The 18705-nt window shown below is 37.4% G+C and carries 21 protein-coding genes; 13 read left to right on the forward strand and 8 right to left on the reverse strand.

The window, feature by feature from the left end; translation table 11 throughout:
- Positions 1 to 7 precede the first annotated feature (7 nt).
- From AXA65_RS14880 to AXA65_RS14895, 4 genes are all read right to left on the reverse strand, one after another.
- Positions 8 to 505: a GNAT family N-acetyltransferase gene (locus AXA65_RS14880; protein ID WP_063970867.1), complete on the reverse strand. Its 498-nt coding sequence runs from the start codon at positions 503 to 505 to the stop codon at positions 8 to 10.
- Positions 506 to 615: 110 nt separating this feature from the next.
- Positions 616 to 1767: a cystathionine gamma-synthase gene (locus AXA65_RS14885; RefSeq protein ID WP_063970868.1), complete on the reverse strand. Its 1152-nt coding sequence runs from the start codon at positions 1765 to 1767 to the stop codon at positions 616 to 618.
- A 94-nt stretch (positions 1768 to 1861) separates the two neighbouring features.
- Positions 1862 to 2188, reverse strand: a complete 327-nt coding sequence (gene gldC, locus AXA65_RS14890) for a gliding motility protein GldC (RefSeq protein WP_063970869.1) — start codon at positions 2186 to 2188, stop codon at positions 1862 to 1864.
- A gap of 228 nt (positions 2189 to 2416) precedes the next feature.
- Positions 2417 to 3400 carry a hypothetical protein gene (locus tag AXA65_RS14895; RefSeq protein ID WP_063970870.1) on the reverse strand — a complete coding sequence of 328 codons (984 nt, stop codon included), beginning with the start codon at positions 3398 to 3400 and terminating at the stop codon, positions 2417 to 2419.
- A gap of 48 nt (positions 3401 to 3448) precedes the next feature.
- Between AXA65_RS14895 and AXA65_RS14900 the strand changes: the two genes are divergently transcribed.
- From AXA65_RS14900 to rny, 11 genes are all read left to right on the forward strand, one after another.
- Positions 3449 to 3973 (forward strand): GNAT family N-acetyltransferase, encoded by a 525-nt coding sequence (locus AXA65_RS14900; protein ID WP_063970871.1) that lies wholly within the window; start codon positions 3449 to 3451, stop codon positions 3971 to 3973.
- Positions 3973 to 4407 (forward strand): hypothetical protein, encoded by a 435-nt coding sequence (locus AXA65_RS14905; RefSeq protein WP_131797837.1) that lies wholly within the window; start codon positions 3973 to 3975, stop codon positions 4405 to 4407. Before AXA65_RS14900 ends, AXA65_RS14905 begins: the two co-directional genes overlap by 1 nt.
- A 5-nt stretch (positions 4408 to 4412) precedes the next feature.
- Positions 4413 to 5204: an NAD(+) synthase gene (gene nadE, locus AXA65_RS14910; protein ID WP_063970873.1), complete on the forward strand. Its 792-nt coding sequence runs from the start codon at positions 4413 to 4415 to the stop codon at positions 5202 to 5204.
- Between the two features lie 49 nt (positions 5205 to 5253).
- Positions 5254 to 5907, forward strand: a complete 654-nt coding sequence (locus tag AXA65_RS14915; RefSeq protein ID WP_063970874.1) for a hypothetical protein — start codon at positions 5254 to 5256, stop codon at positions 5905 to 5907.
- A 41-nt stretch (positions 5908 to 5948) separates the two neighbouring features.
- The gene (gene ribD, locus AXA65_RS14920) at positions 5949 to 6986 is read left to right on the forward strand and encodes a bifunctional diaminohydroxyphosphoribosylaminopyrimidine deaminase/5-amino-6-(5-phosphoribosylamino)uracil reductase RibD (protein WP_063970875.1); all 1038 of its coding nucleotides are present in this window, start codon (positions 5949 to 5951) and stop codon (positions 6984 to 6986) included.
- Between the two features lie 128 nt (positions 6987 to 7114).
- Positions 7115 to 7690 carry a hypothetical protein gene (locus AXA65_RS14925; RefSeq protein ID WP_063970902.1) on the forward strand — a complete coding sequence of 192 codons (576 nt, stop codon included), beginning with the start codon at positions 7115 to 7117 and terminating at the stop codon, positions 7688 to 7690.
- 49 nt (positions 7691 to 7739) lie between these two features.
- Positions 7740 to 8465 (forward strand): bifunctional demethylmenaquinone methyltransferase/2-methoxy-6-polyprenyl-1,4-benzoquinol methylase UbiE, encoded by a 726-nt coding sequence (gene ubiE, locus AXA65_RS14930; RefSeq protein ID WP_063970876.1) that lies wholly within the window; start codon positions 7740 to 7742, stop codon positions 8463 to 8465.
- Position 8466: 1 nt separating this feature from the next.
- Positions 8467 to 9276, forward strand: a complete 810-nt coding sequence (locus tag AXA65_RS14935; protein WP_063970877.1) for a porin family protein — start codon at positions 8467 to 8469, stop codon at positions 9274 to 9276.
- 215 nt (positions 9277 to 9491) lie between these two features.
- The gene (locus tag AXA65_RS14940) at positions 9492 to 9794 is read left to right on the forward strand and encodes a hypothetical protein (protein WP_063970878.1); all 303 of its coding nucleotides are present in this window, start codon (positions 9492 to 9494) and stop codon (positions 9792 to 9794) included.
- Positions 9795 to 9796: 2 nt separating this feature from the next.
- Positions 9797 to 10084, forward strand: a complete 288-nt coding sequence (locus AXA65_RS14945; RefSeq protein ID WP_063970879.1) for a cell division protein ZapA — start codon at positions 9797 to 9799, stop codon at positions 10082 to 10084.
- Positions 10085 to 10419: 335 nt separating this feature from the next.
- Positions 10420 to 11991: a ribonuclease Y gene (gene rny / locus AXA65_RS14950; RefSeq protein WP_063970880.1), complete on the forward strand. Its 1572-nt coding sequence runs from the start codon at positions 10420 to 10422 to the stop codon at positions 11989 to 11991.
- Positions 11992 to 12062: 71 nt separating this feature from the next.
- On the opposite strand, the gene ggt is transcribed toward rny, so the two are convergent.
- The 3 genes from ggt to AXA65_RS14965 all read right to left on the reverse strand — a co-directional run bounded on the left by ggt (position 12063) and on the right by AXA65_RS14965 (position 15531).
- A complete protein-coding gene (gene ggt, locus AXA65_RS14955) occupies positions 12063 to 13751 on the reverse strand; it encodes a gamma-glutamyltransferase (RefSeq protein ID WP_063970881.1) in 1689 nt (562 codons plus the stop codon).
- Between the two features lie 295 nt (positions 13752 to 14046).
- Entirely contained in the window at positions 14047 to 14607 is a 561-nt protein-coding gene (locus AXA65_RS14960; protein WP_063970882.1) for a pentapeptide repeat-containing protein, read from the reverse strand.
- On the reverse strand, positions 14608 to 15531 hold the full coding sequence (locus tag AXA65_RS14965) for a bestrophin family protein (RefSeq protein WP_063970883.1): 924 nt from the start codon (positions 15529 to 15531) through the stop codon (positions 14608 to 14610).
- Between the two features lie 89 nt (positions 15532 to 15620).
- Here AXA65_RS14965 and AXA65_RS14970 point away from each other — a divergent pair, with 89 nt between their 5' ends.
- Complete coding sequence (locus tag AXA65_RS14970) at positions 15621 to 16964, forward strand: hypothetical protein (protein WP_063970884.1); 1344 nt, start codon at positions 15621 to 15623, stop codon at positions 16962 to 16964.
- A 289-nt stretch (positions 16965 to 17253) separates the two neighbouring features.
- Positions 17254 to 17523 (forward strand): YtxH domain-containing protein, encoded by a 270-nt coding sequence (locus tag AXA65_RS14975; RefSeq protein WP_063970885.1) that lies wholly within the window; start codon positions 17254 to 17256, stop codon positions 17521 to 17523.
- A 51-nt stretch (positions 17524 to 17574) separates the two neighbouring features.
- Here the strand turns inward: AXA65_RS14975 and AXA65_RS14980 are convergent, their stop codons facing one another.
- The gene (locus AXA65_RS14980; protein ID WP_063970886.1) at positions 17575 to 18558 is read right to left on the reverse strand and encodes an EamA family transporter; all 984 of its coding nucleotides are present in this window, start codon (positions 18556 to 18558) and stop codon (positions 17575 to 17577) included.
- Between the last annotated feature and the right edge of the window lie 147 nt (positions 18559 to 18705).

Here is an 18705-nt window from a genome sequence, read left to right on the forward strand (position 1 = left end):
TATAAATTTAGTCTTTGATGGTTTTACCTAAGATGATAAGACTTTGCTTTTCGCCGTCGAGTTCAGCGATATTTTTGAGGTTTGCCCAAAGTTCGAAACCGAATTTTTCAAATAAGGTCAAACTTGGCAAATTATGAGCGAAGATAAATGCGAGAAGATTTTCGATGCCTAAACTAGGACATTTTTCTTTGGATAACTTTAAAATTTGTTGACCATAACCTTTGCCTCGGAAATTTTCATCAATATAAATACTGATTTCCGCCGTTTTATGATAAGCCGGTCGTCCGTAAAAATCCTGAAAACTGACCCAGCCAATCGTGTTTTTCTGAGCATCTTCCACGATCCAAAGCGGACGTGTTGCTGGATGATGTTCATTAAACCAATCAATTTTGCTCTCAACAGAAACTGGCTCCAGATCGGCAGTAACCAATCGCGACGCCACCGTAGAATTGTAGATCTCTACGATCTTTGGAAGGTCATCTAAAGTGGCGTCTCGAAAAGTCATCTTTTTTATGGTTAAAATGTTGATTTGTAAATTTGTTGAATCGTTAAACTTTTAAATCGTTAACTTGATTAAAACTTTAAAACGATTTTACCAATCAACAATTTTACGATTTAATTAATCGAGTTAAATGCTTGTTCCAAATCAGCAATCAGATCTTCTGCATCTTCAATTCCGACACTCAATCTTACCAAGTCATCGGTGATTCCAAGAACAGCTCTTTTATCTTCCGGGATTGATGCGTGTGTCATCAAAGCTGGAAGGTTAGCCAATGATTCTACGCCACCCAAAGATTCTGCCAAAGTGAAAACTTTAATGTTTTCCAAGAATTTCACTGCATCTTCTTTCTTTCCAGATTTGAAAGTGAAAGAAACCATTCCACCGAACTCGGTCATTTGACGTGTTGCCAAATCATATTGTGGATGAGAAGACAATCCTGGATAGTATATTTTGTCAACCAAAGAATGCGTTTCCAAATATTTTGCCACTTCGAAGCCGTTGTCAGAATGTCTTTGCATTCTAAGCGCCAAAGTTTTGATGCCTCTCAAAACCAAATAAGAATCGTGAGGACCCAAGATTCCACCGCTCGCAAACTGGATGAAATGTAGTTTTTCTCCCAATTCTGCATCTTTTGCTATCAATGCTCCAGCAATCACATCAGAATGCCCACCCAAATATTTGGTTGCAGAATGCATCACAATGTCCGCGCCCAGACCCAAAGGTTTTTGAATATAAGGTGTTGCAAATGTATTATCTACCGCTACCAAAATATCTTTTCCTTTTACAGTATCAGCTACCATTTTGATGTCCACTAATTTCATTAATGGATTCGTTGGTGTTTCTAGCCAGATCAGTTTTGTTTTGTCAGTGATAACTCCTTCCAATTGCTCTACATTATCAAAACCGATGAACGTAAATTTCAGCTGGTATTTTTCGAATAACCTGGTGAACATCCTGTAAGAACCACCATAAAGATCGTCTACCGCAATGACTTCATCACCTGGATTTAATAATTTAAGGACACAATCAATTGCCGCCAAACCTGAACCGAAAGCCAAACCTCTCGCGCCGTTTTCAATGCTTGCTAAAGAATCTTCTAAAGCTTGTCTTGTCGGGTTTGCACCTCTTGAATATTCGTAGCCAGAAATCAATTGTCCCGGACTTTTTTGTGCGAATGTTGATGTTAAAAATACAGGAACGTTAACTGCGCCAGTCGCTGGCTCGTGCTGTTGTCCTCCGTGAATAACTTTTGTATTGAATTTCATATTGTTAATTTGTTAAGTCGTAAAATCGCTGATTTGATGATTTGTTAAATCATTGACTTTTATAAACGATTTTACAGTTTTGCTATTTTACAATTTACATTTTTATCGCCGACTTTACCGCAAATTCCTCAGCTACTTCTTCGAGCCAACCAGCAACATCTTCCTCACCAGTTGCTCTCAAATAAGTTTGTCCCAAAGAAACGATGATCTGGTGGTAAAAACGTTTCATGTGATCGACAGGCATATCTTTTGTCCAAAGGTCGATTCTCAAAGCTTCAGAAGTTTTCTCGTCCCAAACGGAGATCATCACAGCTTTTGTTTCTTGATTTTGAACGCCGCCATCTTCTGCATTCCAAGTCATTTTTTCTGGAACGTGATTCTCGTCCAGTTCGATATCTATTGTAATTTTTGTTTTACGCATTGTTTATATTAAAATTTATTGATTAAAAAATTAAATGATTAAATGATTTTGAAACTATTAAATTATCATTTAAACTAATTATGATGCCAAGTCCCGCAGCCCGGCTTGAGTGGAAATCCTTTTTTGTGTTGGCTAGAGCTTTGGCAAAAAAATCGACTTCGTCGAACCACTTCTTTAGGTTTGGGAACGGAAGACGGATCAAGCTGCCCAAATACTTATTTATTAATATTACTTCGGTCTGTAATCTGATCCGTTGAAAATCTCTGTTGCATTTTTTTTCAAAAAGACATTCAATTTTTCTTCTGGATGAGCTTTCAGATAATGTTTGCAAATTTGCCAGCCTGTCCAGATCGCAATCTGTGGTGAACTCTCTCTATCAACTTCTGTATAGAATTTGGAGAATGGCCCAGGTGTGATGAATCTCTCAGAAAGATCGGCATCCGCACTGAATAGCAAATCGTTTTCCACAAAATAATTCCATATGTTGGCTTCATTCGCAACCGCCCAATCGTATTGTTGTTTGGAATAATTCATTTTCAAATATTCGGGAACATTAGGCAGGAAAGCATCCTGCAGGATCTGAACTTTTCCTTGATAGACCATTTGATCCAAAAATTTTTGCTGGTCGATAGGTGCAGGAACTAATCTTGCCGCAAAAAACGCAGAAATTTTCGGAACCAAATTTTCCGGGTTCATCGATTTTTGAAAATAGAGATCGAGACCTTTGTAATTCTTATTTCCATCGCCCATAAATCCTGTAATATCAGCGAAAAGCATATTCTCATCTTCTCTCAGAAAAATCGGATCCGTCACATTTTGAGGATCGATCACAGATGAGTAAAGATAAATATGAGGCGGCTGGAACTTCGGAAAATAATTTTTGATATGAGAAAATAGACCTAACAGATCTTTATTTAATTTGGATTTATCTATTTTAGAAATCGCTTCTTTATAGATGCGCACTTCCATTGTATCTTTTCTTCTACCATCGTAATCAGCGTCGGGAACTGAGCCTTGAAACCAAGGATACTTCTTTTTGAAATCTTCCAACTTGATTGATGAATTATAGAATTCGCCAGACAGATCGGTGAGATTTACTTTTTTGACAGGATTCTTGATCTCAACATCCCATTTGTTTTCGTTTTCCTTTTTACAAGCCGACAAACTGAAAACAATTATGGCCGAAAAAGAGATATATCGGAAAAACTTCATTATTTTTACATTAAGATTTTCGAAAAGCAAAAATAAGAATTTTAAAGGATGAAGCTTCCAATTATTACCGAAAGATTGATTTTAAGAAAAATAACTTCTGAAGATTTGGAAGATCTCTTTTTATTAGACAGCAATCCGGAAGTTGTAAAGTATGTGGGCATCCAAGCATTTACAAAAAAAGAAGAAACTTTAAAGTTGATCGAAAGTCTGCTGAACCAATACGAAAAAAACGGAACCGGGAGACTGGCTGTCATTGAAAAAGAAACCAACAAATTTATCGGCTGGAGCGGCATTAAACTTTTGACAGATGAAGTCAACGGTTTCAAAAATGTTTACGAACTGGGTTATAGATTTCTTCCCGAATTCTGGGGAAAAGGTTATGCAACCGAATCTGCAAAAGCATCGTTGGAATTAGGTTTTAACCAATTAAGGGCTGATAAAATCTATGCTTACGCTGACGTGGAAAATCAATCTTCCAATCGTATCCTCACAAAATTAGGTTTCGAAAACAAAGGCGCTTTTCTTGATAATGGCGACAATTGCTATTGGTACGAATTAGAAAAAAACAATTAATGAAAGCGAATCACTTATTATTATTTTTGTTCTTATTCTTGATGTCTGTTCCAGCGTGTTCACAAACTCAAAATAAAGACAACAAAATAGTTTTGAATAAGACCTTCAGAACATCTGTAGGAAGTATGTGTGTAGAAACCAATCAGCCGAAACCCTGTGCTGGATACACCGTTTTTCTGGAATTAAATTTCAAAAATGATCTTGTTTTAGTTAATGAAAAAAATGAAAACGAATGTGGAGTCATTTCTGAAAATAAATATAAAACGAATTATAGCATACAAGGAAATATTGTGAAAGTTGAAAAGCTGACCCGATATGGCGAGCCACTTAATATCAAACAATTTTTGTACGTGAAAAACAGTTTGATTGGAAAGACAATCGAAGTAGACAGAGTAGAAAAAGAATATGTCTTTGAAGAAATTAAAATAAAATAAAAACAATGCAGACACAAAAAGTAATAGATCATATCGTCAATTGGTTAAAAGATTATGCAACAAAAGCCAACTCAAAAGGATTTGTAGTAGGCGTTTCTGGAGGAATAGATTCTGCCGTGGTTTCAGTTTTGGTGGCGAAAACGGGATTACCGGTTTTGGTCTTGGAAATGCCGATCCGTCAAAAAGCCGATCAAGTAGACAGGGCTCAAGATCACATCGATTTTTTGAAGTCTAATTTCTCAAATGTAGAAGGTTTCCGTGTGGATCTGACACCAACTTTTGAAAGTTTCGAAAAAACAACGGAAGGTTATAAAGATGATTCACCGAGCAAAAATCTGGCTGAAGCCAATACAAGATCGAGATTGAGAATGGTGACCCTTTACTATTACGGACAGATCAATGGACTTTTGGTTACAGGAACAGGAAATAAAGTGGAGGATTTTGGTGTTGGCTTTTTCACAAAATATGGTGACGGCGGTGTGGACATCTCTCCTATTGCAGACCTTTACAAAACTCAAATCTATGAAATTGCAAAAGAATTGGGAATTTTGGAAAGTATTCAAGTGGCAAAACCAACCGATGGACTTTGGGAAGTGGAAAGAACAGACGAAGACCAAATTGGTGCAACCTACCCAGAATTGGAGTGGGCGATGGAACAGCAACAAGCTGGAAAAACCGAAGCTGATTTTGATGGAAGAGAAAAAGAAGTGATGACCATTTATCTGAGATTCAACAGAGCGACACAACATAAGATGAATCCGATTCCTGTTTGTGAGATTCCGACGGAATTGAAATAATATTCACAAGAAAAGATATAAAATCCACGACATCAATAAATCATTATTTATGAAAAATAAAATTCTGCTTTCTGCTATTAGCATTTTCGCGTTCACTTCGGCGTTTAATTCTCAGGAAACAAAACAAGAAGAAATAGCCGTTTCAGCTCCGGTTGAAGTGATTGACAGACTCAATATTCCAGGTCCGCTGACATTTCGGGAAAATGAATACATCTTGACCTGGAGCAAACAAAACTCGCCTACTTGGGCACAACAGCAATATATTTTGCGAGATGATGATTTTAATAATTATAAAGAACTCATCAACATTTCCTATTTTGATAAAGAGATCGATATCGAAACTGCGGTAAAACAAAAAGTAGAATATGTTGAAAAAAGAAAAGAGAGAACTCAGGACAAATATTCTTTCGTTAATGTGACGGAAAGTCCAGACGGTAAAGAAATCGTGGTAGATTACCTCGTAACCGTTGTTCCGAAAGAAGGCGAATCTTACGCAGAATATAACCTCGACCGTTTCAAAAATTATGACGCTGGTGGCAAAAAATCGTTTGTCATATTTTCTTATTCAAAAAGAATAGCAGGTGATTTGAAGTATGCTACCAAATCATTATCAAAGGAAAGAAGCAGACTGATGGAAGGCGTCATCACAATGGCAATTCCGCCTGTGACCTACAAACCTACCGCAGTTGAAGCGAAGAAATAAATTGAAGAAATTAGATTTTAGAGGCTAGAAGTCAGATATTAATGAAGGACGAAATTTACATCAAACGTTGCATAGAATTGGCCGAAAAGGCTTTGGGAAAAACTTACCCAAATCCGCTGGTTGGTTCTGTGATTGTTCATAATAACAGAATCATTGGTGAAGGTTTTCATAAAAAAGCTGGTGAACCGCACGCTGAGATCAACGCGATCAATTCTATAAAAGTGGAAGACAGACATCTGATCCCAGAATCTACGATCTATGTTTCTTTGGAACCTTGCGCACATTTTGGGAAAACGCCACCTTGTGCTTTGAAAATCGTGGAACTTGGTTTCAAGAAAGTGGTGATCGGTGCAATGGACAGCCACGACAAAGTGAACGGAAAAGGCAAAAAAATCATTATTGATGCTGGAATTGAAGTTGTTTCCAGCGTTTTAGAAAATGAATGCAGAGCACTTAATAAACGATTTTTCACTTATCACGAGAAGAGAAGGCCGTTCATCATTTTGAAATGGGCACAATCTGCAGATGGTTTTATGGACAAAGATTTCAAACCAACACAGATCAGCAATTCACTTTCGAAGCAATTGGTTCATCAAATGAGAAGTGAGGAACACGCTATCTTGGTTGGAAAAAACACAGCGCTCCACGACAATCCAAGTTTGACAGTGAGAGAGATCGAAGGTCGAAATCCAATCCGGATCTTGATTGATTTTAATCTTGATGTTCCTAAGAATTTTAATATTTATAATGAAGAAGCGGAAACTATCATCTTTAATTCAATTAAAAATTCTGAAGATAAAAATCTGAAATTCATTAAAATAGAAAAAGAAAATTCATTAAACAAAATCTTAGATAAGTTGTATGAATTGCAAATTCAGTCGATTATTATCGAAGGCGGAAGATTTACATTGCAACAATTCATTGATCAAAATCTTTGGGACGAAACAGTGATCTTCAAAAATCCAAATCTGAATCTTGAGAATGGAACCAAAGCACCAAATTTCAATTTCAAGCCAGAAAAAACGGAAATGCTGAGAGATTGCGAAGTTTTGTTTTTCACGAATCAAAGTCTTGATTAATATCAGAATTATAAAAATCAACGCTCGGAAAAAAATCCGTAAATTCGCACCTTTAATTTGATTTTCTAAGTCTTGAAACTGTCATTCATTAAATGCAATTCCAGACTCGAAAAACAATGAATCTACTTATGAAAAATCTGAGTCCATCTATTAAAGGTTTGATTATTTCTCTTTTGACAATGGGAATTGCGTTTGCTATTTACTTCGTATTTCTGTCAAAACCCAACTACTATTTGGTGGATAATCCGACGCCGGAAACTTATTATTTTAAGCTCAACAATGGCGAGGAAAACATCCTTTCCGCCGGACAATACCTGAAAGTTGACCTTCATAAAGGAAAAAATAAAATTGCAGTCTTTGACCAGAATAAAAAGTTGATCTACGATTCTGCCTTTACAGTGAACAAGATCAGAGGATTACTAAACATTACGAATAAAGATTATTACGTCAATTACCAATATTATGGTTACGGACTGAATAAAGATTCGCTAATGACCGCAAAACCAGGGATAGAGATCGATAAAAAGCATTATCTGGGCGACGTTAAAAAGATCAGCAAACTTTACACAGAAGATTTCTATTATAACCTGGACGAGGATTATGACAAAATCGTAAAAAACGTGGCAAAGGTAGAAAGCCGAACCAAAATCTTCAGAAAGCAAGATTTCATCAATTATTACAAAAATTACTACAATTTTAAATGATTTTGAAATTAATTATCAAAAATCATTTATTAACTATCATTCATAAAAAATGGAACACAACAACGTAACACCATACAACTCAGAGTACAGCAAAAAAAGTCAAGTAGAAGATATGTTTGACAATATTGCGCCGAAATATGATCTTTTGAATCACGTTCTGTCAATGAAAATTGATGTACTTTGGAGAAACAAATTGGTTAAGATGCTTTCTAATGATAAGCCAGAATTGGTGTTGGATGTTGCAACTGGAACGGGAGATTTGGCAATTACTGTACAAAAAGGAACTGGCGCAGACGTTGTAGGTTTGGACCTTTCCCAACAAATGTTGAATGTTGGAATAGAGAAAATCAGAAAGCAAAATCTGGACGGCAAGATCTCTATGCAGAAAGGCGATGCAGAACAACTTCCATTCGAAGACAATAAATTCGATGGCGTTACCGTTGCATTTGGAGTGCGTAATTTTGAAAATCTGGAAAAAGGTTTGGCAGAGTTGCGAAGAGTTGTGAAAGAGAACAAAAGTATTTATATCTTAGAATTCTCAAAAGTAGAAGGATTTTTGGGACCGTTCTATATGTTTTATTTCAAAAACATTTTGCCTGCCATTGGGCGTTTGGTTTCCAAAGACAACCGTGCCTACACATATCTTCCGGATTCTGTGAACGCGTTCCCTTTTGGAGAAAAGATGAAAACCATCCTTCTGAACACCGGTTTCAAGAAGGTAGAATACAAAAAACTAAGTTTAGGAATAGCCACCATTTATAAAGCTACAAAATAGAATGAAGCAGCAATTACTCAAGATCTTATCATTTGCAGTACTTCTTGGCAGCAATCTCGATGCCCAGACCTACAATAATCTTTTTAGGACCAAAGACAGAATGGACAATCTGGAAGACTTTGACCTAAAGAAATTCAGCTATGGATTTTTTCTTGCTGCCAACAACTTTGACTATAAAATGAATCTCAGCCCGATCTATGGGATGGATGGTAATCAGAATCTTGTAGAATCGAAATCTACATACAGCTTCGGCGCCGGTTTGATAGGGAAAATGAGACTTAATGAATTCTTTGACCTCCGTATAGAACCAGGTTTGCACTTTGTACAAAGAGATTTGACCTTCAACACGTTTGACCACGTCAATAGTCTATTTCCTGGAGGTGTACCACTTCCCGATGGCACTTTTTCCGAGGTCATCACACAACCAGGTGAAGAACAAATTAAAAAAATTGTAAAATCCACTTACATTGACATTCCGATCTTGTTGGAAGTGCATGGCGACCGTTGGTACAACTCACGTCCTTATGCCGCTGCAGGGATCAATTATTTGGTGAATCTGCAATCCAATCAAACTTCTTTGGATGATAATCAGCAAAACACTTTCCGTACGACCACGCACAATTTTGGTTGGAGCGCAGAGATCGGGATCCAGTTGTATTTCAGCAGATTTAAATTTACGCCAGCGATTCGTGGGACATTCTTTACTAATAATGAATTGGTTGCCGACAAAGCCACAACACCACCTTATTGGACGCCAGCCATATCGACGATGCAGACCAGAGCTTTTATGCTGGTCCTGAAATTTGAATAAAATATAAATCGAGCTTTTTTTAAGGCTCTTTTTTTTGTCGAATATCAAACTAGAAGATTCTCAACGCTTTCATTTTTAATTATTTTGATGGACTACTTAAAGTTAAATCATTAAAAATCAAACAGAAGCAACATCTATCTAACAAAAGAGAAATAACGTATTAAATCATCATTAATTTTTCCTATTTTTGTAAAAGTTAGAATTTAATTCTGGTTATGTTAGGCGAATTAGAAAACAACTTTTCTGCTTTAGAAAAAAGGATCCTCAATCTTTACAAGAAGTTTAAGAATCTTTCGGAAAAACACGCAGAAACGTCTGAGGAGCTACAAAAATTGAGGGAGGAATACATGGAGGAGAAACGCAGAAACCAGATCTTAGCAGAAGAAAACAAAGAATTAAAACTTTATTCAGCAATATCAGGAAACGCAGAACACAACCGACTGATGAAAAATCACATCAACAGATTGGTAAAAGAAATAGATATGTGTGTTTCTGAATTACAAAACACCGGCCTATAACTATGGATTTCAGAAGAATAACTATAAATATTGCCGGAAGAAACTATCCGCTGAACGTACCAGCAGCCGAGGAAGAAACCCTCAGAAAAGTCGGTAAGCAGATAGAAAGTATGATAAAGGACTTCGAAGCCAATTTCGATGTGAGAGATAAGCAGGATGCACTTGCCATGTGTGTTTTGAAACTCGGGACCAACGCAGAAGTCTATTCTTTAAACAATGAGAAAAATATTAAAAATACAAACGAGCGCTTGGTGAAGATCAATGCACTCCTAGAGCAATTGGAAAAATAAGATTTTTCGAATTTACAAGTTGCCTACAATAGTTCTAACACAAAGAAGTAAACTCAACAATTAAAAATTACCGGACGAAAGTTCATTTGATGGCGTGCTGCCTTGCGCAGATTACAGAGAATGAAAATCAGTTCAAATCGTGTTTTTATGGAGTTTACTCTATAACTGAACTGTTGTAGGTTTTTTTTATGTATGATGTACAAAGTCAAAATGTATAAGTACTAAGATCAAGAAAAATAATATTAAATAAAAAAAGGACCTGAGAAGTCTTTGTACATTGTACTTTTTACCTTGTACATTAAATTAAAAACAAAACTCAACATATATATAAATTTATGGACACAATTACCATTATCATCGGTGTCGTAGCACTCATCGTAGGAGCGGTTGCAGGACTTTTCTTCGGAAAGAGTTCTTTGAACACAAAAGCGCAATACGTAGTAGAAGATGCTAAAAAGACAGCCGAAAACATTATAGAAAAAGCCAATGTACAAGCCGAAGCTGTAAAGAAAGAAAAACACCTTCAGGCAAAAGAGAAATTCCTTGAACTGAAATCCCAGCACGATGCGGATATCCAATCAAGAGAAAGAAAAATGCAGGAGGCTGAAAAACGTACCAAAGACAAGGAAAACAAACTGAACGACGAGCTTAGCAAAGCCGGAAAATTAGAAAAAGACCTTGAAAGACAAGTTGGCGATTACAACAAAAAACTGGAAGTTGTTCAGAAGAAACAACATGATCTGGAAGTTGCAACAGCTCAAAAAGTAGAGATGCTTGAGAAAATATCCAATTACTCGGCAGAAGAAGCCAAGTCCGAATTGGTAGAATCTTTGAAAGCTGAAGCTAAGACCAAAGCGTCAGCACACGTTCAAAGCATTATGGAAGAAGCGCAGTTGAATGCGAAAAATGAAGCGAGAAAAATCATTATCCAGACTATCCAAAGAATTGGTACAGAGCAGGCCGTTGAAAACTCGGTTTCTGTTTTCAATATCGAATCTGATGAGATCAAAGGTAGGATCATCGGGCGTGAAGGTAGAAATATCCGTGCGTTGGAAGCAGCAACAGGTGTTGAAATTATCGTAGATGATACGCCGGAAGCTATCCTTCTTTCTTGTTTCGACCCTGTGAGAAGAGAGATCGCGAGATTGTCCCTTCACAGATTGGTGACAGACGGTAGGATCCACCCAGCGAGAATCGAGGAAGTGGTTGAAAAAACAAGAAAACAAATCGAGGAAGAGATCATTGAGGTTGGTAAAAGAACCATCATCGATCTTGGAATCCACGGTCTTCATCCAGAATTGGTAAAAGTAGTTGGTAGAATGAAATTCCGTTCATCTTACGGACAAAACCTTCTGCAACACTCCAGAGAAGTTGCAAACATTGCAGCAACAATGGCAGCCGAATTAGGATTAAATGTAAAATTGGCTAAACGTGCAGGTCTATTACACGATATCGGGAAAGTTCCTGAGCAGGAATCTGAATTGCCACACGCACTTCTTGGAATGCAATGGGCGGAGAAATATGGTGAAAATGCGGAAGTCATCAATGCAATCGGAGCTCACCACGATGAGATCGAAATGACCTCTCTCCTATCGCCGATCATCCAGGTTGCCGATGCAATTTCAGGAGCAAGACCAGGTGCAAGAAGACAAGTTTTGGAATCTTACATCCAAAGGTTGAAAGACCTAGAAGCTGCAGCTTTGAGTTTTGATGGTGTTTCTAGTGCTTATGCTATCCAGGCTGGTAGAGAACTTAGAGTAATGGTGGAAAGCGGCAAAGTGAATGATGAAAATGCTCATCAATTGTCTTATGACATCTCTGAGAAGATCCAGAATGAGTTGACTTATCCAGGACAAGTAAGGGTAACGGTTATTAGAGAAACAAGATCTGTGAATATCGCGAGATAATTTTCAGTTTGATATAATAACAAAAGGCTTCCAGATTTGGAAGCCTTTCTTATTTAATATTGTATAAAAACTTATTCCACCGCAACAGAATCATCACCTCTCCCATCTGCAACAGCGTGAATGGTTTTATTATCATCTACCACGATCATCTCAGTTTTTCCGATCTTTTTGATTTTTTCAAATTTGTAATTCTTTTGCTCTAAAGCTTTGATGGTCGTTTCAGGGAAATTATTTTCGACTTTCACGATTTCTGGTAACCATTGGTGATGGAACTTCGGAGCGTTGACAGAGAAGTTGGCATTTTGTTTAAAATCAATGACGCCTACGATCGCTTGAAATACCGACGTCGGAATTGTAGTTCCCCCCGGCGTTCCTACGACGATTTTAACTTTGTTGTCCTTTAATACTAATGTTGGCGTCATAGAAGATAGCATTCTTTTCCCCGGTTCAATTTTGTTTGCTTCTCCACCAACGGCACCGAACATGTTTGGGACACCAGGTTTTATGGAGAAGTCGTCCATTTCGTTATTCAGGAAGAATCCAGCTCCGGAAACCACGGTTTTACTTCCATAATATCCGTTAAGCGTTGTAGTCACAGAGACGGCATTTCCGAACTTGTCCAAGATCGAGATGTGCGTCGTTTGCATGCTTTCCTTTGGATTGGTATTGATGATATTTCCAACATCTTTGCTTGGCGTCGCTTGTTTCGGATTGTAGGATTTCCAACGGTTTTTCAAATATTCGTCAGAGATCAGCATTTGCGTTTTGTCCTCGATAAAATCCGGGTCGCCCATATATTCAGCCCTGTCGGCAAAGGCTCTTCTCTCTGCTTCTACCATGATCTGAACTGCCTCTGCAGAATTCTGCTGGTACTTGGATAGATCCTCGTAAGACGCCATTTTCAACATTTGAGCTAGCAAAGTTCCGCCACTTGAGGGCAATGGCATCGCTACTATCTGATGACCTTTGTAATCGAAGACCAAGGGCGTTCTTTCTTTCGTTTTATAATTTTTAAGGTCTTGAGATTGGACAATGCCGTTTCCTAATTTCATTTCGGCAAGAATTAGATCTGCCGTTTTGCCTTGATAAAATTCCTTCTCGCCACCTTTTTGGATTCTTTTCAATGTTTCCGCCAATTCTTTTTGAATGAGCAAGTCTCCAATTTTCCAATCCTGATCTTTTACGAAAACTGTTTTGTTCTTATTATTTTTCAGGAAATCTCCTTTGTGTGTATTCAGTAACGTAGCTTCGGGTTCCGTGATCGCGAAACCTTTTTCTGCTAAAGCGATTGCTGGCTCAATTAATTTTGAGAACGGCAATTTTGCATATTTCAAAGTTTCGAACATTCCGGAAATACTTCCTGGAACGCCCACCGCCAATCTCCCATATTGTGAAAGGTCTGTATTAGCATTTCCTTTCTTATCCCAATACATATCAAACGACGCTTTGGAAGGCGCAGTTTCACGGTAATCCAAGGCTATTTTCTTACCTTCCGCCGTTGTTGCGACCAGAAATCCGCCACCACCGAGATTTCCGGCCTGCGGATAAACGACCGCTAAAGCCAACTGGGTGGCGATGACAGCATCGAAGGCATTTCCGCCCTGTTTCAACATTTGTGCACCGGCTTCACTTGCCAGAGGATGGGCACAAACCACGACACCTTTGTTTTGCACTTTGACCTCTTTGATGATGTTAATGTCTGTATATTGTGCAGAAACGGTGATGGATAAGAAGAAAGCTGCGTATAATACTTTTTTCATATTGATATTTTTTAATTTTCTTTGATAATTTTTTTTTCAATTATGTCATTCCGTAGGAATCTAAATTGTCTTCGTAGTCGTTGACTTCTCTAAACAACTTCAAAAGTTTTTACTATGATCTAATGACAAAATTTCGCTTTTATGTTGACGTTTGTTTTATACTCGATCTGCAGCCCGGCTTGAGCGGAAATCCTTTTTGCGGATGGAAAGCAAAGGCAAAAAGATTGACTTCGTCGAACCACTTCGTTAGGTTTGGGAGCGGAAGACGGATATAGCTGCCATAAAATTTTAATTTTTAATCGATAATGATCTGTAATCTGTCCAACAATCCAGAGAGATTATCTTTTGCAAATTTGGTTTTTTTGAGTTGATTTTTATTGGGATCGATGGAAAAATTGATAGCGTTTTTGAGATTGGCGTTGTCAAGAATTGTTCTATCGAAAACCGCGTCTGTCAAATTGGATTGGTCAAAAAATGAATTTGAAAGGTTAGCTTCTGTAAAATCTACTTCTTTCAGACTACAATTTTTGAACGTTGTTTTCCGAATGTCCAATTGATAAAACGACGAATGATCCAAAATACAATCTTCAAATTTGAAAGATATATTGAACGAATGCGCATCCTCAAAATTGAGTCCGATCATCTTGCAATTCTTGAAAATGACGTCACGAAAAGCCGTCTGATGGATCTTCGCATTGCTGAGATCACAATCTTTGAAGTCGCAATCTGAGAATTTGAAATCGGACAGATTCTGACCAGAAAAATTGATGTCGGTGAAAACACAATTTTCATAATCTGCCTTATCCAATTCAGTGAAATCGGTTTTCGTAAATTTTTGTTCTGAGAAATAATTCATTTAGTCTATAAAATAAGAATTGGAAGCTTCAATTTTTGGTTGTGAAATCTGCGCCTGTTCAAAGATGGAAAATTCTATCGTTTTGCAAAGCGCGTTAAGCGCGAGATCATTCTCCTCCTCATCAAACGGATCCTGGATCTCCTTGATGATAGCATCCAACGCAATAAATGTATAACTGATGAGCAAAACGATGATCGGCATCATCCAACCGACAGCGTCTACCAAACCGAATGGCAACCAAAAACAGTACATATAGACCGTCCTGTGGAGCAAAACGTTGTAGGCAAACGGTAAAGGCGTGTTCGCAAGCCTTTCACAACCACCTACGATGTTTGATAATTGATTCAGTTGATGATCTAAGGAAGTTAAAACGATGGTGTCCATATTCTTTTCTCGATTCTGAGTATTGATCCACTCGCCCATGATATCCAACAAAATAATCGGTTTGAATTTTTTATCCTTTATTTTTTCGAAGTTCTCATCAGACAATAATTCTTTCAGTCTGTCATTCGCATCTTTGTTTCTCAGTTGGAAGTTGAGCGCCCAGCAAACCGCTGAGATCATTTTGACAAATTCCTGTTTTTTAATTTTTGAATCGGGAGAATCATCATTAATTAATGTCAAAACCTGACGTGTTAAAGACCTTGTTTCTATGACCAATAATCCCCAAAGTTTGCGTCCTTCCCAAAACCTATCGTAGCTGGCAGAGTTGCAAAATCCCATAAAAATTGCCAGAGATAAACCTAGCAAAGTAAAGATCGCGGGATTGAGATGCACTTTATAATCGTAGATATTCCCTTTGAAATAGAGGACAACCAGCGAAAAAATCGTGATGACCAACAATTGTGGAATGATCTTGCGAAGAACAGAACCTTTCCAGACGAACAGCATTTTCAACCAATTGGTTCTTTCTCTAATGATCATGGTAAAATAAATTATAAAAAGTCCTATTTTAGACCTTTCAAAAAAGTATATAAAATTACTGAATAGTTTGATGAAGCCGAAATTCTTAAATGGAAAATTCTAAAAAAGTTTTAATTGTCACGTATTATTGGCCGCCCGCTGGTGGACCCGGCGTTCAGCGTTGGCTGAAGTTTGCAAAATACCTTCCCGAGTTTGGTTGGGAACCCATCATCTACACGCCAGAAAACCCGAGTTACCCTTTGGTGGACGAAACTTTGACTAAAGAAGTTCCTAAAGATTTGAAAATAGTGAAAACTAATATTTGGGAACCTTATCAGATCGCGGAGAAATTCAGTAAGAGTAATAAAAAGTTCAAAGGAGGGCAGTTTGATGTTGGGAAGAATCAGTCTTTGGTTTCTAAGCTTTCAATCTTTATAAGAGGGAATTTTTTCATTCCAGATGCAAGGAAATTCTGGGTGAAACCTTCAATCAAATTTTTAAAGAATTATCTGACCGAAAATCATATTGATACGATTGTCACCACTGGTCCGCCACATAGTTTGCATTTGATCGGACTAGGACTGAAAAAGGAATTACCAAACCTGAAATGGATCGCTGATTTCCGTGATCCCTGGACAGAGATCTCTTATTATAAACATTTGAAACTGACTTCTGATTCTGACAGAAAACATAGAGAACTTGAGAAATCGGTTTTTAAAAATGCTGATTTGACGCTAGCGACAAGTTATACGGATGCAGAGAATTTCAGGAAAAACGGCGCGAATGCTTTTTGTGTGACGAATGGATTTGATAAAAATGTTGAATCGTTAAATCGTGAAATTGTAAAAAATGATATTGACAGTTTAACGATTTTACAAAATAACAATTCTACAAAATTCACTTTGAGTTATGTTGGCGTTTTGGAGCAGTTAAGAAATCCGGAGAATCTTTGGAAGGCTTTGATTGCACTTTCTGAAAAATATCAGGATTTTGCTAAAGATTTTGAATTGAAATTTGTGGGACGAGTGGATGATAAGATCCTGAATCAGATCGAGAATTCTGTTTTGAAAAATAACATAAAGAATCTTGGTTATTTGGCGCACGATGAATCTGTGAAGGAAATGGAAAGTTCTGACCTTCTTTTGATCACCAATTTCCCAAATGAAAGTTCCAAAGGTATTATTCCGGGAAAGTTGTTTGAATATCTGGCGACTGGAAAAAAAATCATTTCTTTTGGACCGAAAAATGCGGATGTGGAAACGATTTTGCACAAAACCAAAGCTGGGAAACATTTTGATTATTCTGAAACTTTTGAGATTCAGGAATTTATATTTTTGCTTTATGAAGATTGGAAAAATGGAAAATCGATTCAGAATTCGGCTAATATTAATGAATTCAGTCGAAGAGAATTGACCAAGGAATTGGCTGGTAAGTTGGAAAGTTTGAGTGTCTGAGGGTTGGAGAGTTTTAGGGTTTTGAGAAACGTCATTTGATTTGAAAAGGTTCAGCTCTGCGAAGCGCGTGAGCGATGGTAGTGGATATCCTTTTTATTTTTTTGTCTGAAATCAAAATTTGGGAACCCAAGCGTCCTGAAAAAATAAAAAGATAGGAACGGACAGCGCGACCCGAGCATTGGACAAGCTTTGGAGAGGGGCACGCCAAAAATATTCTGAATATTAAATTGTTGGCACAAATTTTTCTTGTAACTTGAGTAATTAATATTTAACAATAAAAAATTATATCATGGGAAATAAAACAAATGGCCTTTTGGCATTGTTAGGATTAGGAGCTTTGGCTTGGTGGAAATACAAAAAATCTTCTCCGGAAGATCAGCAAAAAGTGAAAGATACCATCAACACAGCGAAAGATAATCTGACGAAATTCGGAAATGACCTGAAAGATAAAGCAACCCAAACAGCAGAACAATTGAAAGAGAAAGCTAATGAAACAGCAGATCAGTTCAAAAATAAAGCTGAAGAAGTGAAAACAGATGTTCAGAACGCTGCACAATAAAAATAGAAAAAACGTCTCAGTAAAATGAGACGTTTTTTTTATGCAAATATTTTAATGGTAAGCTTTGGCTGGCCCGACCTCATTTTTGGATGGTAAATTCATCAAGACGATTGCGAAAAGTATCAATACAGTTCCTAGCCATTGGATGAGAATTACTTTTTCGTTCAATAACATAAAAGCCATTGTCACTGAAACCGGAAGCTCCAAAGACGAGATGATACTTCCCAATCCCAAACCTGCCTTCGGGAATCCAACGTTAAACAAAATCGGTGGAATAATGGTTCCAAACAATGCCAAAACAAATCCGTAAGTCCAGAAAATGGAATAATCGAATGGTCGAATGTGTTGTGTATTTTCTGTGAAATTGAGATAGAAAGATCTCAGTCCTTCAAAATGTAAAGGTCCAATTTGGGCAAAGAACAAGAATAAAAATACCACAATCAAACCGCCAGTCAACATTGTCATACTTTTCCTTAGGACTGGCAAATGGGTTGCGATCGTATTTGAGGTGAACATTGTCATCGTGAAAGATGCCGCTGCCAAAACGCCCCAGAAGATGCCGTGCCAGTCGATCTCGCCTTCCATATTGATCAGGTTGGTGGCTAGAACGGTTCCTGTCAAAACGATGATCACAGCAATTATTTTTCTGGCATTTGGGAATTTCTTCGCGATAAAACTTTCAACAACTACGCTGAACCAAACGGATTGCATCAACAAAACGATGGCGATGGAAACATTGATATATTGAACCGCGATGTAATAGAACAAACTAGTGAATCCCATAGAAGTTCCTGCCAACATCAGCATTCTGATCTCCTTGGAAGTTGGTTTTGATAATTGTTTTTTTGAGGTTTTGGTTTGGATCAAATTCAATATCAACAATCCTATAAATCCTAATACAAACTGCGCTGTTGTCACCTCAGAAGTGGTAAATCCATCCTTGTAGGACATCTTTACAAACGTTGCCAGCATTCCGTAGATACTCGCTCCGATTCCGACAAACAGAACGCCTTTTAATATGTTTTTTTTCTCCATAACTATTTTTGAGCGGGCGAATTTACGATATAAAATTTAAAATTAATTATATCTAGAATCTATCTGATTTAGAAAGTTATTGATGTATTCACAGGGAAATCTTGATTTTGAAATTTTAAACAAAACACAATCTGCAAATCATTGATT

It is taken from the genome of Chryseobacterium sp. FP211-J200, from assembly GCF_001643375.1.
Taxonomy (GTDB): Bacteria; Bacteroidota; Bacteroidia; order Flavobacteriales; family Weeksellaceae; genus Epilithonimonas; species Epilithonimonas ginsengisoli.